Origin of the sequence: Roseibium sp. Sym1 (assembly GCF_027359675.1) — a bacterium.
Taxonomy (GTDB): domain Bacteria; phylum Pseudomonadota; class Alphaproteobacteria; order Rhizobiales; family Stappiaceae; genus Roseibium.
Genome location: NZ_CP114786.1, coordinates 1,571,317 through 1,597,057 on the forward strand (window position 1 = coordinate 1,571,317; position 25,741 = coordinate 1,597,057).

The following is a 25,741-nucleotide window of genomic DNA, read 5'->3' on the forward strand; positions in this document are numbered from 1 at the left end:
ATTCACGAAGCCTGTCGCTGGACTTTCCGGGTGACCGGAGCGGCGGGATCGAGCTCCACATTGCCTTCCACCGCCCCGGAAAGGCGTTCACGGATGATCTCCTGACGGCCGATATTGGCAATCTTCTGTCCGGTGAGGTCGGTGACGTAGAAGACGTCGACCACCTTCTCGCCGAAGGTGGAAATATGGGCCGAGCCGATATTGAGATTGAGCGTTGCGATCGACCGGGTGAGGTCGAAAAGCAGGCCCGGCCGATCCAGGCCGGAAATCTCCAGAACCGTGTAGTCGTCCGAAAGGGCGTTGTTGACGAGGACCTCGGTGGCAACCTTGAAAGCCTTCATCCGGCCCTTCATGGCGCTCTTTTTCGAAACGGGCTCAGGCAGCCGCTCGTCACCGCGCAGGGTGGTCTCGATCAGCTGGGCGATGCGCTCGCCGCGCCGCTGTTCATCCGAATCGTCCGGCAGTTCCCGCCCGATGAAGATCGTGTCGAGGGCAAAGCCGTCCGTGGTCGTGTCGATCTGCGCATCGACGATATTGGCGCCGGTCGTGTAGCAGGCACCGGCGATGATCGACAGCAGCCTGGGATGGTCCGGGGCCATGATGGCCAGTTCCGTCACGCCCTCGAACGCGCGCGGGATCACGTGGAACGCCAGCCGCTTGTTGTCGGTGTCGGCTGCGTGCAGCAGCTCGGCATGCGCGAGCAGGCGCTCCGGCTCGGTCCGCAGCCAGTAGGCCGGGTAATGGCGCTTCATGTAGGCCTTGCGGTCCTTGGCCGGCCAATGACCGAGCTTGCCGTTGAGCTCCTCCTTGGCCTGGTCAATGGCCTGCTTGTGCGACATCTTGGTGTGACCGCCGGAAAGATGCGGTTCGGTCGCATAAAAGAGCGTGCGCAGCAGCTGCCCCTTCCAGCCGTTGAACACGCCTGGCCCGACCGCCCGGATATCGGCAACCGTCAGGATCAGCAGCAGTTTCAGCCGCTCCAGCGACTGCACCGTATGGGCAAAATCCGTGATGGTCTTGCGGTCCGCCAGATCGCGCGACTGGGCGATGGTGCTCATGTCGAGGTGATGCTCGATCAGCCAGGCGACGGTTTCGGTTTCCGCCTCGTTCAGGCCGAAACGCGGACAGACCTTGCGCGCGACCTTGGCTCCCGCGATCGAATGGTCCTCCGGACGTCCCTTGGCGATGTCGTGCAGGAACATGGCGACATAGAGCACCTTGCGGTTCTGCAAGGTCAGGATCAGGTCCGTCGCCAGCGGATGGTCGTCGCCGGAATTGCCCCGCTCGATATCCGCCAGGACCCCGATGGAGCGGATCAGGTGCTCGTCGACCGTGTAGTGGTGATACATGTTGAACTGCATCATCGCCACGACCTTGCCGAACTCGGGCACGAAACGGCCGAGGAGACCGGTTTCGTTCATCTTCCGCAGCGCCTTTTCCGGCGTGTGCCTTGATGTCAGGATCGACAGGAACAGCCGGTTCGCCTCCGGATCGGCACGCAGCTCCGCATCCACCAGTTTCAGCGAATGACGCAACAGCCGGGTCAGGTTCGGGTGCATGTTGTAGTCATGCTTGTCGGCGATCTGGAACACCCGCAGCAGGTTTGTCGGGTCGGTCTCGAAGACGGTGTCGGAAACGGCATTGAGCCGGTTGTTCTCGACAACGAAGCCCGACGCGCCTTCCACCGGCTTGGCGGTGTTGGACAAACGGCCGCCGCGCAAGCGCCTCATCATGCCGCTCAGGCCCTTGCCGCGCGGCTCCTTGACATGTTCCTCCTCGAGCGCGGCACAGATGATGCGGGTGAGATCGCCGACATCCTTGGCCACGAGGAAATAGTGCTTCATGAAGCGCTCGACATCTTTCATGCCCGGATGCTGGGTATAGCCGAGGCGGATGGCAATCTCGCGCTGGACATCGAAGGACAGGCGTTCCTCGGGCCGTCCGGTCAGGAAGTGGAGGTGGCAGCGCACCGCCCACAGGAAATCCTCCGACTTCTTGAACCGCGCGTATTCCGACCGGGTCAAAACGCCTTTCTTGACCAGTTCCGACTGGCTGTCGACGCGGTAGTGGTACTTGGTGATCCAGAACAGGGTGTTGAGGTCGCGCAGCCCCCCCTTGCCTTCCTTGATGTTCGGCTCGACCAGGTAGCGGGACGTGCCCTGGCGCTTGTGGCGCTCGTCGCGTTCCAGCAGCTTGGCGGCAATGAACTCGGAGCTGCTGCCCTCGACCACTTCCTTGTCGAAGCGCTGCACCAGGTTTTCGAACAGGGCTTCGTCGCCCCAGATGAAGCGGGCTTCGAGGATCGACGTGCGAATGGTCATGTCGGAGCGGGACAGGCGCAGGCATTCCTCGATGTTGCGCGTCGCGTGGCCAACCTTGAAGCCCAGGTCCCAGAGCATGTAGAGGATGTATTCGACCACCTGCTCGCCCCAGGGGGTCTGCTTGTAGGGCAGCACGAACAGCAGGTCGATGTCGGAGCCCGGCGCGAGCGTGCCCCGGCCATAACCGCCAACCGCGACGACCGACATGCGCTCGGCGGTGGAGGGATTCTTGATCCGGTAGACGTGATGCAGCGCGAAGTCGTAGATCACACGGATCAGTTCATCCTGGATGAAGGACAGGCGGGCGGCGCAGACCACTCCGCGACCGTCGTCATTGAGCCCGGCCTGCGCCTTGCCACGTGCGTCCCTGACGACCTGTTTCAGCTCTGCAAGCACCGCCGACCGGGTCTTCATGCCGGAGCCGTCGCCGTCGTGATCCGCGGTCAGGGCGGTCAGGCGATGTCTCAGGTCGTCGGCGTCGATCAGTCCGGCTAGGTCTTCCTGGGCAAGTTTCATGCTGATTCAGTGTTCCGTTCAAAAGCGCGGGTTTCGGTGAGGTTATATAGAGTTCCCTGTTGAAGGACACGTAAATCCTTCTGAGAGGTGGATGCCGGTGTTTCCGGTCCGGACGTCAAAACGCCTAATTCCTCGCGTCATGCCATGGCCCGACCATGGCATCCCTGCCGTTCCGTTTCCACCGGTGAAAAGCTGGTATTTCGCGAGGTCGCGCCATGGATTGCCGGGTCAGGCCCACCGGTGTCCGGTTTCACGCGGCTCAGTTTCAACAGGTCATTGTTTCATTGTCGATAGTTACGCTTCTCCCGATCCGGGACACGCAGCGCCTTACCACTTGCACCCCTCTCCCCACTCAAGGGGCAGGGCTATCGCGTTTGACAGACGACCTGTCCGCAGTCGCCAGTTTACCTCTCCCGCTGGGAGAGGTCGGACCGAAGGTCCGGGTGAGGGGGCAGACCTCTTCGGTCTTCACAGGCATTTGTTCCCTCACCCCAACCCTCTCCCACCAGGAGAGGGAGCCATGCTTTGCCGAATGCGATTGCCCTGCCTTGAGGGGGAGACTGGAACAAGCGGCAAAGCCTGTTTGCGCACAGAGGCTCCTGTCTAACCGAACGCCAGTGGGTCATGCCCCTACACATCATCCTTCACGGCAGCCACGCGCAGCTGGTGCAGGAGGGCGGCGAGGGAGTCTTCCGACAGAACGCCGATCTTCAGGGCCAGCTGGTTGGCCAGCTCCGTTGCCTTGGGGTCCATGCCGGCCGTGTCGATGGTGACCCGTGGATCGCTGAGTTCGGCAAGGCGCTGGATTTCCTCCGCCTCGTCCCAGATGACGTTGAAATAGGTGATGATCCGCTGCACCAGGAACCAGGTCGGCTTGCCGCGCTTGCCGTGTTCCAGCGCGGACAGATAGGCGCTCGAAACGGACAGGGCCGCCGCCATTTCCTTGAGCGACACGCCGCGCTTTGTCCTCAATTCCCGGATTTTTGCCCCAAGCGGTGTCACGGTCCTACCTTTTCTTGCGTATGCGGACATAAAGTGCACCGGCGCCGCCGTGGCTCGGATGCGCTTCCTCATAACCGAGCACGACACCGCGCACGTCCGGCATCGACAGCCATTGCGGAACCATTCTGCGCAAAACGCCGCGCTCGTCCATATAGGCTCTTTCCGGACCTCCACCCTTGCCGGTGATCACCAGCACGATCTGGTGCCGCCGTGCCTGGGCCTGATACAGGAAGCCGCGCAGACGCTCATGGGCCTGATGCTGGGTCAGCCCGTGCAGGTCTATGCGGGCGTCGATGGCCTTGACGCCGCGCACGACCTTGCGGCGGTAGCGGTGTTCCAGCTGGTGCAACGGCAGCGGTGCCTTGGGTGGCCGTGCCGCCGGCGGTGCCTTGATCGCGGTTGCCGTCTTCGGCGGCGCGGCGGGTTTGGCAGGCGCGTCCTCGATTGCCTGGGCCAGTTCCTCCTGGAGATGCTTGGCGCGGTCGGCGTCGAGCGGCGTCAGCGTCCGGGCAACCTTGCCCCAGAGCTCCCGGTCCTCCGGTGAGAGTGCGCCCTTTTTGCCCCGCCTCGCCATGCCCTAGTCCGTCACCACCGTGCCGGAGCCAAGTGCCAGGTTGGGCACAAGCAGCGTGAAGGTCGCCGGATGACGGATCTCTCCGGCGATGGCACCGGCGGTCTCCCCGGAGCCGACAAAAACATCGCCCCTTGCCGGACCCTTGATCGCGGATCCGGTGTCGTCCGCGACCATCAGGCGCCGAAATGTCCCGCCTGCCGCGGGCAGGTCGAAATCGGTACCGACAAACACCAGCCCGCCATAGGGAATATGATCCGGATCGACCGCCAGGCTTCGGCCCGCGCTCAGTGCCAGGCCGGCGGCGCCGACCGGCCCGTCTTCGGAACCGACCTCGGTCACCTCGCGAAAGAAGATGTAGGACCGGTTTTTCCTGAACAGCGCGTCACGCTCCTCCGGATGCGCTTCCAGCCAGGCCCTCGTTCCGGACATGGTGAAGTCTTCCGGCGTACCTTCGCCGCGCTCGACCAGCAGCCGTGCAATGCCGGTATAGGGATGGCCGGTCTTGCCGGCATATCCGACCCGCATGACCGTGCCGTCGGCGAGGCGCAGACGGGCGGACCCCTGGACATGGACGTAAAACGCGTCGACAGGATCGGCCAGCCAGACCAGTTCAAGGTTTTCCTCGTCCAGGGCCCCGGCCATGATGGCGCCCCGGTCAGGCATTTCCGTGAGCTTGCCGTTCACGCGCCGGCCGTGGCTCAGATGCGCTGGCCAGTCCCGGGGCCGGTCGGCGACGCCGACCGGTTCGAGCCCATCGGGTTTCTTCAAAAGCGGCACGGCATAATCTAGTGTCTTCTCGCGCGAAGCCGCCAGTTCCGGCTCGAAATAGGCCGTCACAAAACCTTTCCGGTCGACACGATAAGGTGTGAACCATGTTTCGAAGAACCGGCGCGCCGCATCCGCCGAGGCGCGGCCGGACCGCTTGCCTTCGTCGCACAATGCCTCCAGGATGCCTGGCGCAACACGCGGGAAGGTCGGGCTGGCATCGAGAACCTCCGGCTTGCCGCACAGGCGCAGGAAACTTTCCAGGGCCGCCGCATGATCGTCCTCCCGCCATCCCGCCAGATCGGCAAAAGCCACCTTGTGGAGGTGATCAGGGATCTGCGGGCCGTCAGCCATGGCAGGAACCGCTCCTGAAACAAAAAGCGGCGCGGTCAAAACCGCGCCCTTTAAAAGGCAGGCGAGACGGGAGACGGCACCCGGCCGAAGGAACCACGCCCGCAACGACATGACTATTCGGCGGATTCCGTGGCGACCAGCTTCCAGTTCGGATCGCGGGAACTCGTGTCCCGGGCGAAGGTCCAGATATCGACCACCTCGGTCACTTTCGCCGGATCTCCGTCGACGATCTCGCCGTCCTTGTCGCGTGTCGCGGAAATCAGCTGGCTGTGGATCTTCACGGTCACCTGGGCCGTGGACCCCTTGAGGGCAGCCTCGACGATTTCCGCCTTGTCGATGCCGACAAAGGTTGAATCGATGCTTTCGCCACGCTTCTCGCGCTCGTCGATTGCCGAGACGAACCCTTCATAGACTTCGCGGGAGAGCAGGTTCTTGAGCGCCTTCTTGTCGCCGTCGGCAAACGCCATGACGATCATTTCATAGGCGCCGCGCGCGCCTTCGAGGAACGGCTCCGGTTCAAAACTGCGGTCGACGGAGAGGATCTGCTTCAACGCGCTGTTGAGCGCGGAGCCGGCAGGCGCGACCTTGTCGATCACAATATCGCCGCCTCTTCCCGCATCCTCGACCGGTTCCTGGTCCTGGCCGCTCTGGTTCGGCAGCGGAATGACGTTGTCCTGACCGTTGGCAGTATTGTGGTCGTTCTGCTGGTCCGGTTTGGAATAGGGATCGAAAGGCGGCCGTTCGCTGCCGGTTCGCTTGCCCAGGACAGACCGCAGTCTGAACAGGATGAATACCGCAAGTCCCATCAGGAGCAGGTTCAACGGGTCAAAAATCTCGTTCATCGTAACTTCCGGCTACCCTTCTGGCCACATGAGCCGCCGGCCTTCCGTGTCTGGTGGCGCTGGCAGACGCTCATCGTCTGTTAGGTTCCTATCTAGGAGGTCCTTCAAGCAGCATCCAGACCCAAGAGCAAGACTCAATCTATTTCAATACCGTGATTCCGACCGCTGCTGCTCGCATTTTTGCGCCTGAATGTCTACCTTAGGTCAAAAGTTGACCAATAGCTTATCAGACGATGGAGGTCCCGTGGGACTTTATATCATTGCCGCGCTTCTTCTGCTGCCCCTCATCGAGATTGCGGTGTTCATCTGGATCGGGGGACTGATCGGTGTTCTTCCGACCATCATCCTGACGGTGGTCACCGCCCTGGCCGGGACCCTGATGCTGCGCCAGCAGGGCCTGTCTCTGCTGATGCGCATGCAAAAGGAGCTGGACGCCGGCCGGTCGCCGGGCAATGAAGTCATGCAAGGCGCCATGATCGTTCTGGCGAGCATCTTCCTGCTGATTCCGGGCTTTGTCACCGATGCCATCGGGCTGCTTCTGTTCATTCCGCCGGTGCGCGAGGCGCTCGCACGGTTCATTATTGCCCGCTCGAATGTGGTGATCGTCAACAGCGGCGCGGGTATGCGCCAAACGGAAGAAGGGGTGGTCGACCTGGACGCAGACGACTGGTCGGAACGCAAGGAGTCCGGATCCGGCACGGACGGCCAGCCCAAAATCAGCCCCTGGCAGGACGGATCGGACAACGCGAAATCGTGAGAACGGCTCCCGCCGGTCACTGAATCGTGACAGCCCGTGTATTCGTAAAATTTACCAGTTAAGGTTAGGACTGCTCCCGAAAGCGTCGCGAACTCCGAACCGAACCGGCATGCAAGGCACCAGGAAATGAGCGCTCAGCGCGTCGATTGGGTCGATACGGCCAAGGGCATCTGCATCATCTTCGTGGTGATGATGCACTCGGTGCTTGGTGTCGAAGCCGCGGCCGGCGAGACCGGCTGGATGCACGCCGTCATTGCCTTCGCCGCGCCGTTCCGGATGCCGGACTTCTTCCTGATTTCCGGTCTGTTCCTGTCAAATGTCATCACCCGGGACTGGCGGCTCTATCTCGACCGAAAGGTCGTGCATTTCGCCTATTTCTATGTGCTCTGGATGACGATCCAGTTTGCGGTCAAGGCGCCGGTCTTTGCCGGTGAAATGGGTGTCGCGGGAACGCTGGAATTCTACCTGATCAGCTTCATCGAACCGTTTGGCACCCTGTGGTTCATCTACATGCTGCCGATCTTCTTCGTGGTCTGCAAATTCGCGCATGACCGCGGAATTCCGTGGCAGGCGATGCTGGTCCTTGGCGCTGTTCTTCAGATCGCGCCCATTCACACCGGCTGGCTGCTGATCGACGAATTCGCCTCGCGCTTCGTGTTCTTCTACGCCGGCTACATCTTCGCACCGCAGATTTTCCGCCTGGCCGGCTGGGCACGCGAGCGCATCGGCGTCAGCCTTGGCTGCCTGCTGGTCTGGGGCCTGGTGAACGGAGGTCTTGTCCATGCCGGCTGGGCGGCGGCACCCGGCATCGCCCTGGCCCTCGGCGCGGCGGGGGCCGGTGCCATCATTCTCACCAGCGCGCTGATCGTCAGTTGGGGCCGGTTTGATTTCCTGCGCCATTTCGGCGAGAACTCGATCGTGATCTATCTTGCCTTCTTCTTCCCGATGGGCGTGACCCGCGTGATCCTTCTGAAACTCGGCCTTTTGGATATAGGCACGATGTCCCTGATCGTGACGATCGTTGCCAGCGTCGGTCCGATGATCCTGTTCTGGCTGATCCGCAGGACCGGTCTCGGCTGGTTCCTGTTCAGGCGCCCGAAATGGGCCTATCTGAACGGCACCTTCGGCGGAAAACGTCAGGCACAGGCGGCGGAATGAATCGTATCCTTGTCTGCCGGACCTGCAAGCAGGAGGACCAGACCGGCGTCGAGACCACACTAGATGCCCTGACCCGCTCTCTTCAGGACGCGCGGCTCGACCGGGACTTCGCGGTCGGCACGGTCGATTGCATGGGTTCGTGCGAACAGCCCGTGTCGCTGGCATTTCAGGGCGACGGCCGGGCGACCTTCGTGTTTTCGGGCGTGCAATTTCCGGACGATGTTTCGGACATCGTCGAAACGGCCCGCACCTATCTTGAGGCAAAGGACGGCTGGATAGAGGACGCCGGCTCCTGCGGACGCCTCCGCTTTTGTCTGAGGGCACGGATACCGGCGATGAAGTCCTCGGAAGCTGGGTAGAGTTTCCTGACCTTTATGACGCACTAAGCTTTTCGAAATTCGCTCGCCAGTTGGAAGCGAGGATCGGGGACATATGGACACTTTCGGTGTTCGAAATAGCGGCTGCGCCGCTTACCCCCACCCTTGATCCCTCCCCACAAGGGGGAGGGAGACGCAAGTGGCGCACGCCTGAAAAGAAAGCGAAGTCATCGTATGCCGTTTCTCACTGTCTGTAGTGAGCTGACACAGCCAAATCCCCCTCCCCCTTGTGGGGGGAATTATATACTTGACGTACCAGAATGAAAAAGGCGATGATTCGGACCGTGACAGGCCGGTACGTTTAGCTACCCACGTTCGCCCGGAGGTAGTATTGGCGTTTTCGGGCGATACGGCGCGATATACTGCATTAGAGATTCCTCCTGAAGTTCTGGAAGCGGCGGAAGAGATAGCCGATGGTTCTGATGTAATTGGTATCGAGCGATGGCGTCTTGAATGGCTTCTTCGCGTTGCTCTTGGTTTAGAACGCGACCTTCGTACCGGCGTAATTTCTTGCGCTTCAAAGGAATAAGGACGGTAAGGGCGCTAAGCTCGTAAAGAACGAAAAGCAATCGGTCGCAGACGCCCTTTAAGGCCTCATCGGTCAGAAGGATGTGGGACTGCTTACCTCGTCTACCTGTTGTTTTGCCGATAGCGCGCTGAGCGTTGATGATCCGAGCGTGAATCACGCCGTCTCTGAACGATTTGAGGGTTGAGAACCCTTGGTGCTTGAGGGTTTGCTCTGTGAGAGTGTGCACTTGTTTATCGCTGAAAAGCGACTTAACGCCTAGAGACACGATTTCTACAATTCCATCTAGACCATTAATTCTAGACGATATCTGTTGAGCGCCAGGCTCATAATCCACTAGGCGATTAAATACGAGATACAGTTCCTGCTCAGCTTGATTGAAGCGCATCGCAAGAGCCCCAATCCACGCAAGTTGGTTTGTGGTAAGATTTTGAAGAATGTCAGCATATATTGGGCTGTTGTAGGTCTCTGAATCGGGAAGTTTCATGACTAAGGACCCTGAAGAATTGAGGGGAGACGAAATTCTGAAGCGTATGTTGAATACGCCGCCTCAGCCCCACGTTAAGGAATCGTTAACCAAAGGCGAGGCAAAAAAGAAACCGGACGGTCGTCCCGCTAAGTCTGACCGCCCGGCCGATCAGTAGCCTAGGCTACTTCTTCTTGATGGTCTCAACGATGTGAGTACGGGGACTACCCTTGGCGGTTTTCACCGTCGTAAAGCGACCCGTAATCGCGCTGCGACCGATTTTGGTCGTGCTCATATTCTTCACCTCCTTTCCCGAGCAGTTGCCCGCCCTTTTCAGGCTTTGACCGGGTTTGGTGCGAATCGATAGCCGACCACTGGAAATTCTGAGGCTGACGTTACGTCTTGTCGAGGCGCCACAACTTGCGCCTGTTGATAAACGCCCGCGCTTTCTGCTTAAGAGTGCGCGCTTTGGTTAGGTTGTTGATAGGTTAGCCGCTTGCCGCGTGCGCCTTCGAGAAGCTTATCGGCGCGTTCCTTGTCGGAGATCTTGAGCGAAGCACGGTAGTTGTAGCGGAAATCAAACTCCGCCAGATAACGCTTCAGATGTGCTTCTGAAACGTGGTGGTAAACACCAATGATGCCGCGCTTGAGAATGGCGAAGTAGCCTTCTGCGGTGTTGGAGTAGGCATCGCCGCGCACGTACTCACGAGCGCCGTGGTCCACCTTCTCATGACGAGCAAACTCCTTGCCCACATGGAAGTAACCACCGTGCTCGTCGGTCATCAGAGTGGACTTGCGGTCAACCTGTTTGACGAGGATCGGACGCAGGGTTTTGCCGGTCACGTTGGCAATGTGATCTGACTTGGCTTTACCGCCACGCTCAACAAGGACGTGAACAACCTGCTTGCCCATGCCGCCGATGTTGCGGGCGTTGCGCTTGGACAGGTGCTTGTTTTTCTCCTTGCCGCCAACATAGGTGGTATCGGCTTCAACGGTCTTACCTTCGCCGCCGAGCGGACCTTTGTCCTTAGGTGACGGTGCCATTGCCTCACGGATACGGTGGGCCATGAACCACGCGGTCTTGTAGGTGACGCCGAGCATGCGGTGGAGCTGGTGGGCTGACATGCCTTTCTTGGACGCGGCCATCAGGTGCGTTGCCAGCACCCACTTGTTGAGCGGGATCTTGGAGCGTTCAAAGACGGTGCCAACGGTCACGGAAAAGGGCTTGCGGCATTCCTTGCACTTGAAGACGCCGGGACGCGTTGACTTGCCCTGAAGCTTTGTAATGCGCTTCTGGTCACAGTTACCGCAATGCGGGCAGACCGGACCATCGGGCCAATGGATGGCTTCCAGATGTTCGCGGGCCTTGTCGGCATCGTGGTAAATCGGGTTGGTCAAGTCAAACATGTCGTAGCTCCTTGATTCCAATATAGGAAATCAAGTTTGGTACGTCAAGTATATAATTCCCCTTGTGGGGAGGGGTTAGGGGTGGGGGTCAACGGTGTTCACCGTGAAAATCCAAACTCTTCAAGCCCGCTTACCTAGTCCGCGCTGACGGTCACCGACGCCTTGAGCGGCTGGTTGTCGACGGCGAGCATGCGGTGGTCGTTGCTGTTCAGCGTCACTTCCACCGTGGCATTTTCGGGCAGGGATGAAAGGTGCATCCACGCGCCATAGAGCCGGCCAAGCTTTTCGCCGTTGACATAGACATGCGCATGGCCTTCGCCGGGGACGTGGTCCTGGCTGGCGTGACCGGGTGTGAAGGTGAAATTCTGCGTCATCACGTGCAGATTGTAGCCGGTGGCCGGATCCGGCGAGAGGCTGATTTCAAGCGAGGGGGCGCCGGCGCCCGCCGCAACGGAAACCAGTTCGTCGTGATTGTGCCCGGCCATCTCGTGACCGGAATGATTGTCGGGGCTTTGCTGCGCAACGGCATGCGCCGACGGGTCGCCGTGATCATGCCCGTCAAGGGTCACGCCGTATCCGGCCGCGGTCACGAAGCCGATGCCGCCACCGAAAACCAGCCCGATGACAAAAAGGGCGAGGGAACGTTCCATGTGAGATCCAGTATGTTGGCCGAAAGACGGCGGGCGGAACATTTTGCCCCGCCCGGTCCATTCGCCTGTCTGCCAAATCAGGCCGGCTGTTGCGCGCCGGCCCGCGCGCCCTCGCGCTGCCAGAAATAACCTGCGAAACAGCCAAGCAGCAACCACGCCGCCATGCCCACACCGAGCGCCCGGCTGGCGAAGAGCGCGCCGATTTCGGTCGGGACCGGCCCGGCAAAGCTGTCCGGTTCCGGCGCGCCGACGACGTGGGGCGCCAGCAACAGGACTGCCGCTGCCCCCCAGGCCAGCCAGTTGCGGCCAAAGGCGATCAGCCAGAGGCCCGCTCCCGCCGTCACCACGGTGGCCCACCACCAGACCTGCCGGGCTGCCACGTCTGCGGCGGCAACGCCCGGTACTTCCGGCGCCAGGGTGAAGCCCGGCGCGAAGTGGAAGGCCACGAAACCCGCCAGACCCCAGAGAAGGCCGCTCCGGCCGTTCACATTGGCGCCGCGCAATTCGGCGAGTGCCATGCCGACGAGCAGGAGGAAGGCGTAACCGGTATAGGTGAGCATGGTGAAGACGATGCTCAGGCCGTCGCGCACCGGCTCGAAACCGCCGACGTCCTGGTGGGCGCTGACGGTCTCGGCACCAAAATGCACCAGCGCACCGGTCTCGTAGAGCTCGGCATGCAACAGCACCGGCTGAACGAACGAAAGCTGCAGCAGGGCCGCAATCAGCCCCGCTCCAGCGCCAGCGAACAAGCCGCTGACCAGAAGACGTGTCAGCATCTTAGTGGCAGGGGAACCCGGTTGCATGGCGCACATCGTGTGCCGCGTCGTGCAGGGCTCCGGCCTGTACGTGTCCCGTGATCGAGATGATCGCCACGCCGAGAATGGCGGCGAAGGCCAGCGGCACGATCTTGGAGACGGAAAGGGTCGATTTTACAGCTTGTGTCGTCATGTTGTCCTCGTTGCCGTCACACCCGACGGCCGTGTTTCAGGTCTTGCCTGGCAGGTCTCCTGGCTCGCGGGTCGTGGCGATTGACCGGACCTTCCCAGCCCTGAACAGGCTAGTGGTGCGATGGGTCAACGCTCTCCGCATACAGTCGCGGGGGCGGCTTCGGCATCCAGCGCCCTGATTGGGTCCGCCGTGTCCGAATTCCCTGTTCGTTTCCCGGCACTTTGTGCCGATCGGAAAACCAAGCAGCGTTCATAATGGACTATTTGCTTTTTCCGCGAAAGCACAAATGCGACATTTCGTTGTTTTACGGATCATGGGCGGTCCCGAGGCCCGGAACCGGAAACTTCCGGACTTGCCGCAAGCCCGGGCGACAGATCCTGTCAGGAAGGTGTCTCATCACCCGCAGATTTGTCACTTTAGGCCTTTTCTCCGGAGCGCCCTGCGGGCATGATCCGCGCCATGTCGACGCAAGATTCCTCCCCTGCCCTCACCGCCAACGACCACCTGATCCTGGTCGATGGGTCCACCTTCATCTTCCGCGCCTATCACGCGCTGCCGCCGCTGACGCGCAAGCCCGACGGGCTGCCGGTCGGCGCCGTCTCGGGTTTCTGCAACATGCTGTGGAAGCTGCTGCAGGAAGGCCTGACCCCGGAAGAAGGTGACGAACCGACTCATTTTGCGGTCATCTTCGACCATTCGGCGAAGACCTTCCGCAATGACATCTACCCGGAATACAAGGCCCACAGGCCCGATCCGCCGGAAGACCTGGTGCCACAGTTCGGCCTGATCCGGGAGGCGACACGGGCCTTTTCCGTACATTGCGTCGAACAGGCGGGCTTTGAGGCCGACGACCTGATCGCCACCTACGCGCGCCAGGCAGCCGAGCAGGGCGCGCGGGTGACGATCGTTTCGGGCGACAAGGACCTGATGCAGCTGATCGGGCCGAAGGTCGGCATGATCGACACGATGAAGAACAAGACTTTCGGCGAGGCGGAGGTCTTTGAAAAATTCGGCGTCGGGCCGGACAAGGTCATCGAGGTGCAGTCGCTGGCGGGCGACAGCGTCGACAACGTGCCGGGCGTGCCGGGCATCGGGCTGAAGACCGCCGCGCTCCTGATCAACGAATTCGGCGACCTGGAAACGCTGCTCACCCAGGCCGAGACCATCAAGCAGAAGAAACGCCGGGAAAACCTGATCGAGTTCGCCGACCAGGCGCGGGTGTCGAAGGAACTGGTGACCCTGAAGCAGGATGTGCCCGTGGAAGTTCCAGTCGGCGATCTCTCCGTGACCGATGTCGACGGGCCGAAGGCGGTCGGCTTCCTGAAGGCCATGGGTTTCACCACCCTGACCAAGCGGGTCGCCGACGAGACCGGCGCCGAGCTTGCCAATGTCGAGGCAACGGACTTCGAGGTCCCCGGCTGGGACGTGCCCGACCACAAGGGCCGGCTCATGGAGCGCACAGCCACCGGCGGCGGGTCGGAAGCCGCCAAGGGCGCCGGCGATGCGGCACCGGCGCCCGACGGGCTGATGGTGCCGCAGACCGTGGCCGATGCGCGTGTGGAAACCGTCAAGGCGATCCCGATCGATTCCAGCGCTTATGAAACCGTCACCAGTGTCGAGCGCCTGAAGGAATGGTGCGACGCGGCCTTCGAGAAAGGTTATGTCGCCTTCGACACGGAAACCACGTCGCTCGACGCCATGCAGGCCGAGCTGGTCGGCCTGTCGCTGTCCACGGAGCCGGGCAAGGCCTGTTACGTGCCGCTTGCCCATGTCGACGGCGAGGGCGATCTGCTGGGCGGCGGCGGCCTGGTCGAGGGACAGATCCCGCTCAAGGACGCGCTCGAGGTGCTGAAACCGATGCTGGAGGACCGCTCGGTCCTGAAGATCGCGCAGAACCTCAAATATGACTGGCTGGTGATGACCCGCTACGGCGTCGACATCACGCCCTATGACGACACAATGCTGCTCTCCTACACCGTTGATGCCGGCAAGGGCGGCAACGGCATGGACGAATTGTCCGAGCGCTGGCTCGACCACAGGCCGATCCCGTTCAAGGAGGTCTGCGGCTCGGGCAAGTCGATGATTACTTTCGACAAGGTGGCGATCGACAAGGCGACCGCCTATGCCGCCGAGGACGCCGACGTCACCCTGCGCCTGTGGCTGATCCTGAAGCCGCGGCTGGCCGCCGACAAGATGGCGACCGTCTACGAAACCCTGGAGCGGCCGATGGTGCCGGTGCTGGCGCGCATGGAAAAGCGCGGCATTTCCGTCGACCGGCAGATGCTGTCCCGGCTTTCCGGTGACTTCGCGCAGGGCATGGCCGCCAAGGAATCGGAAATCTACGAACTGGCAGGCGAAAACTTCAACATCGGCTCGCCGAAACAGCTCGGCGACATTCTCTTCGGCAAGATGGGTCTGCCCGGCGGCAAGAAGACCAAGACCGGCGCCTGGTCGACCTCGGCCCAGGTCCTGGAGGATCTCGCCGCGGAAGGCCATGAGCTGCCGTCGAAGATCGTCTCCTGGCGCCAGCTTTCCAAGCTGAAATCAACCTATTCCGATGCGCTGCCGGGCTATATCAACCCGGAAACGGGCCGGGTGCACACGTCCTATGCGCTGGCGGCCACCACCACCGGACGCCTGTCCTCGTCGGAACCGAACCTGCAGAACATTCCGGTCCGGACCGAAGAGGGCCGCAAGATCCGCAAGGCCTTCATCGCCGAGAAGGGCCACAAGCTGATTTCGGCCGACTACAGCCAGATCGAGCTGCGCGTGCTTGCGCACATGGCCGACATTGCGCAATTGAAACAGGCCTTTGACGACGGGCTCGATATTCACGCCATGACGGCGAGCGAGATGTTCGGCACGCCGATCGAGGGCATGGACCCGATGGTGCGCCGGCGCGCCAAGGCAATCAATTTCGGCATCATTTACGGCATTTCCGCCTTCGGCCTTGCCAACCAGCTCGGTATCGCGCGTGGTGAGGCGAGCGACTACATCAAGACCTATTTCGAGCGCTTCCCGGGCATCAAGGACTATATGGAAGCGACCAAGAAGCAGGTCCACGCCAATGGCTATGTCACGACGATCTTCGGCCGCAAGGCGCATTATCCGGACGTGAACACCAAGAACCCGAACATGCGCGCCTTTTACGAGCGCGCGGCGATCAACGCCCCGATCCAGGGATCGGCCTCCGACATCCTGCGCCGCGCCATGGTGCGCATGGAAGACAAGCTGCAGGGTTCAAAGCTCGATGCCCGGATGCTCCTGCAGGTCCATGACGAACTGATCTTCGAGGTGCCGGAAGGCCAGGTCGACGACACCATCCCGGTGATCAGGGACGTCATGGAAAATGCCTGCGACCCGGCGCTGAAACTGTCCGTGCCGCTGCAGGTCGATGCGCGCGCTGCCGACAATTGGGACGAGGCGCATTAAGCGCCCCGTTCCCCCTACACCATACCAAGCACGCGCAGCAGCAGCGCCATCTGGCACAGGAAGCCGGCGAAAAAGGCGATCGTCCTGAGCAGCGGGATGCCGAACGTGTAGATCACGACATGGGCCGCGCGGCTGGCCAGAAACGTGAAACACGCCGCCGTCGTCAGACCGTTTCCGGCCTCGAGCAAGTGCACATTGATCGCCAGCGGCGCAAAAACCGCGAGATTTTCCAGCGCGTTGCGGTGCGCATTGGCAAGCCGGTGCGCCCAGTCCGCTTTCGGCCGCACATCCGGTTGCGGGTTTTTCAGCGCCGTCCAGAGTCCCATCTCGGCAAGCCTGTTGAGGATGACCGGTATCCAGATGAGCCCGGTCAGGCCGGCCGCCAGCGCGGTTGAAAGAAGTTCAGGTGAAGGGGAAAGCATTTCCGTTCTCCGTCAGGTGGCACGGTTGCGGTCAGGATGCCGCAGGGTCCGTCGCCCGCATCGCGGGACGTTCGGAAAATGTCTCGAACCAGGCGGCAAGCTGCGGGTGACCCGGACGCCAGTCGATGTCGGGCAGGCGGAAATCGAGATACCCGAGCGCTGCGCCGAGGGCGATCTGGGCGAGGCTCAAGGGTCCCTCAAACGCCGTCAGGTCCGCTTCGATCACGGCGGCCGGGCGCAGGATGCCGGCCTGCCAGCGGTCCAGCCACATGGGGGACTGCTGCGTGGCGTCGCGCCGGCGTTCCATGACAATTGCGAAGGCCGCATCGAGAATGCCGTCGGCGAGAGCCTCGGCTGTCAGAACCTTCCAGCGCGTTGTCCCTTCCGGGATGAGTTGTCTTTCTCCCGGCAGGCTGTCCAGATAGGCGCAAATGACCGGGCTGTCGTAGATCGCCGTGCCTTCACCGGTCACGAGCGCGGGCACCTTGCCGAGCGGATTGGCCGATTTCAGCGCCGGACTGTCTTCAAACGGGTTCTGGAAGACCATCTCCACGCTGGCCTCCAGACCTTTTTCCAGAACGACCATCCGTGCCTTGCGGGCATAGGGAGAGGTGTTTGCGAAATAAAGTGTCATCATCGGTCAGTGCCCTTTCAAGACAAAGGAAGAAGCCCGGGAAAGAAGCGCTGCTGCCTGCCGGACGGTGGTTTCAACGATGTCCGCCGCCGGAAGAACGGCTTTGACAAGATCGAGGGATTCCCCGGCAATCAGCGCTCGGACGGAGAAGTCATCTGGATCCGACGCGTCATAGGTCTCGCGGAGCTGGCCGGCAGACACCCGAAGGGCCACGGGATCGTTGAGCCAGGGGCGGGAGAAATCGTTCTGAACAACCCGGCCGGTAAATTCCGGCGGCCAGGACAGCCCCCTGGCGACGTCGAATATGCTCGACCGGCCGGTGTCGTCACCGCGAGCGCCGACCAACGCGGCCTTTGCCTTGTCCGTGCCGTTGGCCTCATGGCTTGCCCAGAAGCGCGTCCCCATCATGATGCCGTCGGCACCCAGCATCAGAGCGGCAGCCAGGCCCCGCCCGTCCGCAAGCCCGCCCGCGGCCAGAACGACCTGGCCCGGTCCCGCGAGGTCCCGGACGGCCGGCAACAGCGCGGTCAGGCCGCGATCCATGCCGTGACCGCCGCCTTCCTGCCCCTGGGCCACGAGAATGTCCGTGCCGGCCTTCAGCGCCTGCTCGGCCTGGTCCAGTCTCTGCACCTGCCAGATGGTCGGGATGCCGCGTTCCTTCGCCGCGGCGATGATCGGTTCCGCATTGCCGAAAGAGACGAACAGGGCCGCTGGATTGCGATCGAGAATGCGTTCCAGAACGGCAGGCCTCTCCATCAGGGCCCAGGTGATGACGCCGATGCCGACATGCTGGTCCCCGGCATCCGCAAATGCGGCATCGATCCAGTCCGGATCCCCATAGCCGGCGCCGATGAGGCCAAAGCCGCCCGCGCGGGCCACTTCGGCGGCCAGGCGGCCGTCCGAGATCCTGTCCATCGGCGCCAGCATGATCGGATGCCTGATGCCGAAGCGGCGGGTGAATGACGTTTCGAGATACTGGTTCATGCCCCCATGCTGGCAAATTTTTTGTTTCTTGAAAAATGATTGTAATTGGAATTTGGTATCTCTATTTTTGATAGATGGATATTGTCCTTCTGAAAACGCTCGTGGCCGTAGCCGACGCCGGATCTTTTTCGGGTGCCGCCGAAATCCTTCATTGTGTCCAGTCGAATGTCACCTCGCGCATCCGCCGGCTCGAGGACCATTTCGGGCAGAAGGTCTTTCAGCGCAGCAAGGCCGGCGCGCACCTGACGGAATTCGGCAAGCGCCTGCACACCCGCGCGATCGAACTGTTGCAGCACTTCGAAGCGGTGGAACGGGATCTCATGGAAGCCGCCGGCACCGGGGCCTTGTTGCGCCTGGGGTCGATGGAAACGACGGCGGCCGTGCGCCTGCCCAGCCTCCTCAAGCATCTCAAGCAGCTGAGCCGGGCGCCGGTTGCCCTGTCCACCGGACCGACGGCCGACCTGCTTGCCCGGGTCTGGGACCGGAAACTGGATGCGGCCCTTGTCGCCGGGCCCGTGGACGAGGACCGTTTCCACGCGGTGACGGCCTTCACCGAACGGCTGGTCTGCGCCCGCAACCCCACCGGCACCGCGCAGGATCCGCTGCTTGCCTTCCGTCCCGGCTGCAGTTACCGCGCAACGGCTCAGGCCTGGCTCGCCAGCATTGGCCGAAGCGACACCGAAGTCACCGAAATGGGCACGCTTGAGGGAATACTCGGCTGCGTCGAAGCCGGGCTGGGGTTTGCGGTCGGTCCGGAGAGCGCCATTCGGGGTTACCGGAACGCGGATCAACTGAAGCTCGACCCGCTTCCCGCTCCCTATGACCTGGTCGAGACGTTTCTGGTCTGGCGCATCGACCACCAGCCGGTCGACAGCCACCGCAAGCTCTGCCGCATTTTGTCGGGCGAACCCGTCGCGTCGGGACCGCCCGCCGGTCTGTGAATCAGGCCGAAACGGACACTGTACACCACGGTTTCCCGGAGGCGACAGCCGTCAGACCATCGCCATCACGCGTGACGGTCCACCAGTGCCACCACGGTGTTTGGGCGCACCGACGATCAGCGTTGCGCCGCTGGCGGGCAGGGCGTCGAGATTGGCGATGCATTCCAGTCCCCAGCGGCCGCTCGGCAACCAGGAATAATGCACGGCAAAGTCCTGCGACATGCCGTGATCCAGCGACAGGCTGTCGACGGCGATGCCGACCACATCCGCCTCTTCCATCAGCATCTGCGTCGCTTCCACGTGAAAGCCCGGGAAATGCATGACGCCGTTTGCGTCGGCATTGCGGAACATGTCGTCGGCCACATGGGCGGCCCAGCCCGAATTCATGGCAATGCATGCGCCCTTGGGAATGTCGCCATGGGCGGACATCCAGGCTTTCAGGTCGTCCGGGGTCACCTGGGCATCCGGATCCTCCGCCGCCCTTGCCTTGATGTCGACGATACAAAGCGGCGCGACCAGGTTCTCGACCGGAATCTCGGCGACCGACTGGCCATCGGCTGAAAAATGCAGCGGCGCATCCAGATGGGTGCCGGTGTGTTCATTCACCTTCAGTTCGAACAGGTTGTAGCCGTCCCTGGCGAAGTCGAAGACCTTGGTCATCTCGAATTGCGGCGCGCCGCCGAAGGTTGGAAAATCCGGATACAGCTCGTGAGTCATGTCGGAAATCTTGCTCGGTGCCTGGGCCATGGCCGGCATGGCGCCGGTCACTGCACTTGTCATGGCTGCCGCGGCGGCCATGCCGGACCCCGCGGCGGTCACCCTGAAGAAATCCCGACGGGACAACATGCGTTGCTTGACCGAGTTGATGACGCAGAGATCGCACATGGAAAAACCCTCCGGTTGAAAGAGGTCCGGTCATGCCAGCCCGCATCATGCCCGGACACCGCAATCATCCTATCAAAATTCGCGGATCATGCGACAGCCGGGCTGTCGGAAGCCGGATTGCCGTCAAACCACCCGCAATTCCGGCGAGAGCTTGCCGGCCAGCGCCGATCGCGGCGCGATCGCGTTTTGCAGCAGGTCGTTGAGATGCTCTTCCAGGTAATCGACGATGGGCGACTGGGTAGTGGTCTGGGTATAGATGGCCAGCTGCGTCGCGGGCAGTTTCGGAAAGCCGTCCTGCTCCTTCAAAAGCTTGAAACCCTCAAGGATGGCCCCAGACGGTAGGCAGCCGATGCCTGCGCCCGACATGACCGCGACCTGGGCGGCGGCGACGCTGGTCGTGGTGATGCGTTCATACCATTGCCGGCCGGCCCGGGCGAGCGAACTGAAGGCGATCTCCCGGAAGGGGCAGGGCTGGGGGAACAGGATCAGCGGCAACGGGTCGGTCAACTGACAGGTGTCGCTGACCGCCCAGTGCAGGGGTTCCTCGACGACCTCGTCCGGCTGCGCCTTGGAAGAGGTGACCAGGGCAATCGCCAGGTTGATCTCGTTGTTGGTGAGCATCTCGTGCAAGGTGGCGCTGTCTGCAACCGTCATTTCCAGCTTCACATTGGGATGAATGCGCACGAAGTTGCAGAAAATCGACTGAAGCTGGCCTGTGGCGTACCATTCCGGCAGACCGACATGGACGGTTCCGGTCAGTTCGGGGGCGGACAGCCGCAACCGCGCTTCCTCGTGGGAGCGCAGGATTTCCGTGGCATGCTGATAGAGGATCCTGCCGGCCGGGGTGAGGTTCATGGTGCGCGCGTTGCGTTCGATCAGCGGTTTGCCAACCCGGTCCTCCAGTCGGCGGAGCTGGGTGCTGACACAGGGCTGGGTGCGGTTGAGACGGGTGCCCGCGTGGGTCACATTGCCGGCTTCGGCAACGGCAACAAAGGCTTCCAGCAATTCAATGTTGAAACGACCGATCGTCACGTCCCTGCCTCCCGTTTGGTGCCGGATCATCCGTCGAAACCACCTGTCCAGCGCCGGGCAAGCATAACGTTCTATTATGATGCGCTTCAATTATAAATTTAAACAGGGGTAAAAAATCCCGTAATCCGAGAGTCTCCCAGTCAATACAGGTATTCCGCCATGACTTTAGCGTTTTCCTTCGGCCAGCCGGAACATCGGCCCGATCCCCACGCATTGCTCGCAGACATTTCATTGCAGCAGAAAGTCCACCGGGCGATTGCCGCCCACACGGAATTCAGTCTCGACTGTATTCTGACCCAGGACAACCGCGTCAAATACACCAATGCCGGTTCACAGGAGACCGCCACGGATCATCTGGATGAAGTCTTTCAGCTGATGCGCAAGTTGAACGAGGGCGGGATCGCCTCCGGCACGCTCGGCCAGTTGCACGAAAACGGCCGCTCGTTCCGGAGCGCGCTCGAGGAGAGCTGCCGGGCCATCGCCCGGTCCTTTTCCGGGGAGCCGCTGATCTATGTCGAGCTCGGCCCGGAACCGGTCAAGACCGGTTTCATCCTAAGAACCCTTCTCAGTATGGGGGTAACCATCGACCGCTACATCGCCGTCGACATCAACCCCAAATCCTCCGGCCCCATGAAGGAGGCCCTGACGGAAATCCTGCCGGAGACGCCGCTGTCCTTCGTGACCACCTCTTTCGAGGATTTCCGCCTGTCGGAAACGGTCGAGGCAGGCTCCCCGCGCGCAGTGGTCACCATGCTGGGGTTCCAGGAGGGCAACGACGATCCCTATGTCGTCAACGACTGGCTTGCAAACATTGCCCGGCCCGGGGACCTGCTGCTGTCGGAAAGCCAGCTCTACACAACCGGCCAGGTGGACAAGATCTCCTGCTTTTACGCCCACCCGGCCATGCAGCGGTTCTCGCGAATCGCCTTTGAGCGGGCGGTTGACCGCAATCTGCCGACCCTCAACCGGTTCTTCCTGCTGCCGGTTGCCTTCCGGGACGGCCAGAGCGCGCAGGTCGCCATTCTCGCCGAGGAATATGCCACTTCAATCAATGCAAGAAACTTGCATGTTTCCAACTTCTGCCTGAAACTCACCCTCGATCAGTACCGCCACTACCGGCAGGAGGGTGGTCATTTTTCGATTGTCGGTGAGAGCTCCACGGATGACCAAACACTTCTCTTCCAGCTCTCCCGCCGGGTATGAGTTGAGCCTTGCGCGAACCCGCGGCCTGACAGCCGCGGGCCTTGCGATCGTGGCGGCCACCTATGGCCTCGCGCGCTATTGTTTCGGCTTGTTCCTGCCCGAAATCCGCCAGGAATTCGGCCTCTCCCCAGAGATGATCGGCCTGATCGCGGGTCTCTCCTACATGGGCTATCTCGCCGCGACCTTTGCCGGGTCCTGGCTGTCGACCATGTTCGAACCGCGGTTGCCGATCCTGCTCGGCGGCATCGCCGCGACTTCGGGCATGACGCTGATCGCCTGGTCGCCGACGCCGGCCGTTCTCGCCGCCGGCGTGTTCATTGCCGGCACCAGCCCGGGCCTTGCCTATCCGCCCTTTTCCGACGTCATTGTCCGGCATACGGAAACCGGCCGCCAGAACGTCATTTATGCCTGGATCAATTCCGGGACCGGCTTCGGCGTCGCCTTTGCCGGCCCGCTCGCGCTCTACGCGGGCGGCGACTGGCGCCTGGCCTGGCTGGTCTTCGCCGCCCTGGCCCTGGCGATCACGATCTGGAACGGTTTTGCGCTGCCGCGGCGCAGTCCGCACCTGGAGACGGAACGGCCCAGGGTCTCGCTCTGGATCCTACTGGAGCGCTCGGCGCGAACGCTGTTCCTGTCGGCGTTCCTGTTCGGGATCGTCACCGCCGTCTACTGGACCTACGCGGTTGATCTCCTCACCACCCTCACGGGCAATCCGCGCGATGCGGTCCAGTTCTGGATCGTTCTGGGCATGGCCGGCGTCACCGGCTGCTTCGCCGGCGGGCTCGTCAACCGCTGGGGACTCGGCCGCGCCTACCTTCTGCTGGCGCTCGTCGTCGGCGGCGCCATCGGCACCTTGCCGCTGCTGGTGGAAACCCGGCTCGGAATCTACATGTCCGCGGCCTGTTTCGGCGCGGGCTTCATCGTCATGACGGCGCTGTTCGGCATGTGGAGCATGCGCATCTTCCGGGCAGCGCCCTCGATCGGGTTCGGTTTCACCTTTTTCCTGCTGTCCCTCGGGCAGGGAGTCGGACCGGTGCTCAGCGGTTTCCTGATCCCGCTGACGGGACAGGCAACGCTGTTCATTGCCGCCGGCCTGATCTGCTGTGCCCTGGCGGTGTTCAGAACCACGTCGGGAGCGGAGATGCGGCCATAACAACCGGTTATGGTCGCCATTGCGCACATAACCGGTATGTGCTGGCCTTTCCTCAAAATTGCAGGCAATGTCCCGGCACGTTGTGATTGATTGAAGAATTGTGAATGGATCCATGATTATCGCCAAGTCCGCCGACCCCGGCGCCCGTCTCGACATGGAACTGTGCCGGGCCATGTTCGAAAAAGACCCGGACAGACTGCTCGAACTGGTGTCCGAGTGGCTGGAGGCCAACCGGCTGACGCCAACCGAGGATTTCCAGGTTCCGGACTACCTGGACACGGTTCTGGCCCGCGCCGACCGTGCTCCCTGGCCGGGCCATCGCCTGCGCGTCCTGGTCTCCTGACAGCGGATCGTCCTCTGCCCCTTCCGTGCCAGGTAGCGGCGGCATGCCTGTTCCGTCTTTGTTCTTGCATCCTGTTGGCGATATTATACTTGACACACCCAATCCTGTTTCCTATATTGGAATCAAGGAGTTGGAGAAATGTCTGTACTGTCTCGTAAATATTTTCACTGTGAAGCCGCCGCTTTCGAACATGTCGAGAGCGCTCTGTGGCCGAACGGCCCGCATTGCCCTCATTGCGGCAACGCAGGAAAGATCTACGAGCTAAAGGGTGTCCGCTCGAAGCCGTCGAAAAAGAACCCGGAAGGCGTAGAGCGTCACGGCCTGAAAAAGTGTGGTGAGTGCCGGAAGCAGTTCACGGTGCGGATTGGCACCATTTTCGAGGAAAGCCATATCCCGCTCCACAAGTGGCTCCAGGCTATCTACCTGATGTGCTCCAGTAAGAAGGGTATCAGCTCTAACCAGCTCGCCCGCGTTCTGGAAATCACGGTCAAGTCCGCTTGGTTCCTGTCGCACCGCATCCGCGAAGCAATGCGCTCCACGGACAACACTCCGTTTGGCGGTGAAGGCAAAACGGTAGAGGTTGACGAAACCTACATCGGTCGCATTTCCGGCGTTCCTAAAATGAAGGCTGGCGCTGCTCACAAGAACGTTGTCTTGACGCTGGTGGAACGCGAAGGCCGCGCCAAGAGCTTTCATATCGACAGCGCAACAGCCAATCAGGTTAGCTGGGTCGTTCACACGAACGTCAAGCACGAGTCCGATCTGATGACGGACACGGCGCGCATGTACCCGGAAATCGGCACCTACTTCGCGTCCCATGAAATGGTGAACCACACGGAGAAAGAATACGTCCGTGGCAAAGCCCACACGAACACGATTGAGGGCTTCTTCTCCATCTTCAAGCGCGGCATGAAAGGCGTCTACCAGCACTGCGCGGAACACCATCTGCACCGCTATCTGGCGGAATACGATTTCCGTTATTCCAACCGGATCAAGCTGGGCGTAGATGACAATATGCGGGCTGAAATCGCGCTGTTGAATGTGAAGGGCAAGCGCCTGAGCTATAGGCAATCTAGTTGAGGCGAAACAGCATTTCAGGCGTAAGCCGGTCCAGTTGCGTTTTTCGTTTCGGATGCGGAAAGATCGTTGATTCTATTGACTGAATCAGTGAGATAGACTATATTTGGCGTAATCCAACGCCAAGTTGGAGGGACAAGCGCACTAGCTTGGGAACGGCCCGCAAGGGCCGTTTTTATTTATGGCCTCCAGATTCTTCCGTAGCCGTGCGGGTTGCCGTGGCGATCACGATAGAATTTGTCGCGCTCCAGAACGTCTGCAACCTTCATAGCGAAGGCATCGTAATCAGGGCCATCAGCATAGATACGCTTGCAATGTGAGAATGATGTGGAAGCTAGCATATCGGCAAGCTGAAGGCCGCGTATGTCGTCGGACTTGGGTTGTATCTTTATCTCATTCGTTGACAGGCGGCTTTGTAACGCGTGCGCTTTAATGTGGTCGCTGCCATCATGATAAAACTCGCGGTACAATTCCTTGAGGTTGTTATCCAGGTTAGGGTTTGTGGCTTCGCACATGACGTCACCGTCGCCGCCGCTATTTTTGAGAAAGTAGAAATAGCGCTCAATGGCGTTGCCCACTAAAAGCCTATAAAAATTTCCGTCCCAATTCTCATGCAATTCGAGAAAACGAAGCTTATCAACGCACACCGCGATAACGGTGTACTGAGCGCGCTCATACATACGGAAACAATATTTTTCCCACTCCGCTCTAAAATCTTTGTCTTTGAGTTGATGGAAACGACCCTCAGCCTTTTTCATCCTGCGTAGGTGCAAGATTGGCATCGGCTCATCATCATTATCGCAGAAGAATTTGCGGCGTAGCTTATCAAAGGATGGTTCGAACCTAGTGTAAACATAATCAAGGTTCATGATTGCACCAACGATCCCAGCGTATCGGTTTTGCGGGTGCTCGTCTGTCTTTGAGTTTACGTTTCCCGTATCATCAATGAACATCCTATAACTAGGCATCGAA

At 61.1% G+C, this 25,741-nt stretch carries 25 protein-coding genes and 1 riboswitch; of the genes, 9 read left to right on the forward strand and 16 right to left on the reverse strand.

Annotated elements, in window-relative coordinates; genetic code table 11:
- Positions 1–2: 2 nt before the first annotated feature.
- The 5 genes from O6760_RS07075 to O6760_RS07095 all read right to left on the reverse strand — a co-directional run bounded on the left by O6760_RS07075 (position 3) and on the right by O6760_RS07095 (position 6,374).
- Positions 3–2,837 (reverse strand): [protein-PII] uridylyltransferase, encoded by a 2,835-nt coding sequence (locus O6760_RS07075; RefSeq protein ID WP_269584781.1) that lies wholly within the window; start codon positions 2,835–2,837, stop codon positions 3–5.
- Positions 2,838–3,467: 630 nt separating this feature from the next.
- The gene (locus O6760_RS07080; protein WP_269584782.1) at positions 3,468–3,839 is read right to left on the reverse strand and encodes a helix-turn-helix domain-containing protein; all 372 of its coding nucleotides are present in this window, start codon (positions 3,837–3,839) and stop codon (positions 3,468–3,470) included.
- Between the two features lie 4 nt (positions 3,840–3,843).
- The gene (locus tag O6760_RS07085) at positions 3,844–4,413 is read right to left on the reverse strand and encodes a Smr/MutS family protein (RefSeq protein WP_269584783.1); all 570 of its coding nucleotides are present in this window, start codon (positions 4,411–4,413) and stop codon (positions 3,844–3,846) included.
- A gap of 3 nt (positions 4,414–4,416) precedes the next feature.
- Complete coding sequence (mltA, locus tag O6760_RS07090) at positions 4,417–5,532, reverse strand: murein transglycosylase A (RefSeq protein WP_269584784.1); 1,116 nt, start codon at positions 5,530–5,532, stop codon at positions 4,417–4,419.
- 113 nt (positions 5,533–5,645) lie between these two features.
- Positions 5,646–6,374 (reverse strand): Tim44/TimA family putative adaptor protein, encoded by a 729-nt coding sequence (locus O6760_RS07095; RefSeq protein WP_269584785.1) that lies wholly within the window; start codon positions 6,372–6,374, stop codon positions 5,646–5,648.
- 244 nt (positions 6,375–6,618) lie between these two features.
- Here O6760_RS07095 and O6760_RS07100 point away from each other — a divergent pair, with 244 nt between their 5' ends.
- From O6760_RS07100 to O6760_RS07110, 3 genes are all read left to right on the forward strand, one after another.
- The gene (locus tag O6760_RS07100; RefSeq protein WP_269584786.1) at positions 6,619–7,131 is read left to right on the forward strand and encodes an FxsA family protein; all 513 of its coding nucleotides are present in this window, start codon (positions 6,619–6,621) and stop codon (positions 7,129–7,131) included.
- A 126-nt stretch (positions 7,132–7,257) separates the two neighbouring features.
- Complete coding sequence (locus O6760_RS07105) at positions 7,258–8,289, forward strand: acyltransferase family protein (protein ID WP_269584787.1); 1,032 nt, start codon at positions 7,258–7,260, stop codon at positions 8,287–8,289.
- Positions 8,286–8,648: a DUF1636 family protein gene (locus O6760_RS07110; protein ID WP_269584788.1), complete on the forward strand. Its 363-nt coding sequence runs from the start codon at positions 8,286–8,288 to the stop codon at positions 8,646–8,648. Before O6760_RS07105 ends, O6760_RS07110 begins: the two co-directional genes overlap by 4 nt.
- Before the next feature lie 323 nt (positions 8,649–8,971).
- Here O6760_RS07110 and O6760_RS07115 read toward each other — a convergent pair whose 3' ends face one another.
- From O6760_RS07115 to O6760_RS07135, 5 genes are all read right to left on the reverse strand, one after another.
- A complete protein-coding gene (locus O6760_RS07115; RefSeq protein WP_269584789.1) occupies positions 8,972–9,679 on the reverse strand; it encodes a hypothetical protein in 708 nt (235 codons plus the stop codon).
- 432 nt (positions 9,680–10,111) lie between these two features.
- On the reverse strand, positions 10,112–11,065 hold the full coding sequence (locus O6760_RS07120; RefSeq protein WP_269584790.1) for an IS1595 family transposase: 954 nt from the start codon (positions 11,063–11,065) through the stop codon (positions 10,112–10,114).
- 134 nt (positions 11,066–11,199) lie between these two features.
- Positions 11,200–11,715 (reverse strand): hypothetical protein, encoded by a 516-nt coding sequence (locus O6760_RS07125; protein WP_269584791.1) that lies wholly within the window; start codon positions 11,713–11,715, stop codon positions 11,200–11,202.
- A gap of 77 nt (positions 11,716–11,792) precedes the next feature.
- The gene (locus O6760_RS07130; protein ID WP_269584792.1) at positions 11,793–12,491 is read right to left on the reverse strand and encodes a CbtA family protein; all 699 of its coding nucleotides are present in this window, start codon (positions 12,489–12,491) and stop codon (positions 11,793–11,795) included.
- 1 nt (position 12,492) lies between these two features.
- The gene (locus O6760_RS07135) at positions 12,493–12,663 is read right to left on the reverse strand and encodes a CbtB domain-containing protein (RefSeq protein WP_269584793.1); all 171 of its coding nucleotides are present in this window, start codon (positions 12,661–12,663) and stop codon (positions 12,493–12,495) included.
- 32 nt (positions 12,664–12,695) lie between these two features.
- A riboswitch (cobalamin riboswitch) is annotated at positions 12,696–12,921 on the reverse strand.
- Between the two features lie 189 nt (positions 12,922–13,110).
- Here O6760_RS07135 and polA point away from each other — a divergent pair.
- Positions 13,111–16,095, forward strand: a complete 2,985-nt coding sequence (gene polA / locus O6760_RS07140) for a DNA polymerase I (protein ID WP_269584794.1) — start codon at positions 13,111–13,113, stop codon at positions 16,093–16,095.
- A 14-nt stretch (positions 16,096–16,109) separates the two neighbouring features.
- Here polA and O6760_RS07145 read toward each other — a convergent pair whose 3' ends face one another.
- Genes O6760_RS07145 through O6760_RS07155 form a run of 3 tightly spaced genes read right to left on the reverse strand, consistent with a single transcriptional unit; the run spans position 16,110 to position 18,135 of the window.
- On the reverse strand, positions 16,110–16,517 hold the full coding sequence (locus O6760_RS07145) for an MAPEG family protein (RefSeq protein ID WP_269584795.1): 408 nt from the start codon (positions 16,515–16,517) through the stop codon (positions 16,110–16,112).
- 31 nt (positions 16,518–16,548) lie between these two features.
- A complete protein-coding gene (locus O6760_RS07150; RefSeq protein WP_269584796.1) occupies positions 16,549–17,154 on the reverse strand; it encodes a glutathione S-transferase N-terminal domain-containing protein in 606 nt (201 codons plus the stop codon).
- Between the two features lie 3 nt (positions 17,155–17,157).
- Positions 17,158–18,135: an NAD(P)H-dependent flavin oxidoreductase gene (locus tag O6760_RS07155; protein ID WP_269584797.1), complete on the reverse strand. Its 978-nt coding sequence runs from the start codon at positions 18,133–18,135 to the stop codon at positions 17,158–17,160.
- A 101-nt stretch (positions 18,136–18,236) separates the two neighbouring features.
- Between O6760_RS07155 and O6760_RS07160 the strand changes: the two genes are divergently transcribed.
- Entirely contained in the window at positions 18,237–19,076 is an 840-nt protein-coding gene (locus tag O6760_RS07160; protein WP_269584798.1) for a LysR family transcriptional regulator, read from the forward strand.
- 51 nt (positions 19,077–19,127) lie between these two features.
- On the opposite strand, the gene O6760_RS07165 is transcribed toward O6760_RS07160, so the two are convergent.
- Both O6760_RS07165 and O6760_RS07170 read right to left on the reverse strand, forming a co-directional pair.
- Positions 19,128–19,961, reverse strand: coding sequence for a cyclase family protein (locus O6760_RS07165; protein ID WP_269584799.1), 834 nt, complete (start codon positions 19,959–19,961; stop codon positions 19,128–19,130).
- A gap of 123 nt (positions 19,962–20,084) precedes the next feature.
- On the reverse strand, positions 20,085–20,993 hold the full coding sequence (locus tag O6760_RS07170; protein ID WP_269584800.1) for a LysR family transcriptional regulator: 909 nt from the start codon (positions 20,991–20,993) through the stop codon (positions 20,085–20,087).
- Between the two features lie 159 nt (positions 20,994–21,152).
- Here O6760_RS07170 and O6760_RS07175 point away from each other — a divergent pair, with 159 nt between their 5' ends.
- From O6760_RS07175 to O6760_RS07190, 4 genes are all read left to right on the forward strand, one after another.
- The gene (locus O6760_RS07175) at positions 21,153–22,196 is read left to right on the forward strand and encodes a hypothetical protein (RefSeq protein ID WP_269584801.1); all 1,044 of its coding nucleotides are present in this window, start codon (positions 21,153–21,155) and stop codon (positions 22,194–22,196) included.
- Positions 22,156–23,349 carry an MFS transporter gene (locus O6760_RS07180; protein WP_269584802.1) on the forward strand — a complete coding sequence of 398 codons (1,194 nt, stop codon included), beginning with the start codon at positions 22,156–22,158 and terminating at the stop codon, positions 23,347–23,349. Before O6760_RS07175 ends, O6760_RS07180 begins: the two co-directional genes overlap by 41 nt.
- A gap of 112 nt (positions 23,350–23,461) precedes the next feature.
- Entirely contained in the window at positions 23,462–23,692 is a 231-nt protein-coding gene (locus O6760_RS07185) for a hypothetical protein (RefSeq protein ID WP_269584803.1), read from the forward strand.
- A gap of 138 nt (positions 23,693–23,830) precedes the next feature.
- Positions 23,831–24,772, forward strand: a complete 942-nt coding sequence (locus O6760_RS07190) for an IS1595 family transposase (protein ID WP_269584804.1) — start codon at positions 23,831–23,833, stop codon at positions 24,770–24,772.
- 176 nt (positions 24,773–24,948) lie between these two features.
- On the opposite strand, the gene O6760_RS07195 is transcribed toward O6760_RS07190, so the two are convergent.
- Positions 24,949–25,737, reverse strand: coding sequence for a DUF3800 domain-containing protein (locus O6760_RS07195; RefSeq protein ID WP_332306216.1), 789 nt, complete (start codon positions 25,735–25,737; stop codon positions 24,949–24,951).
- Positions 25,738–25,741: the final 4 nt, after the last annotated feature.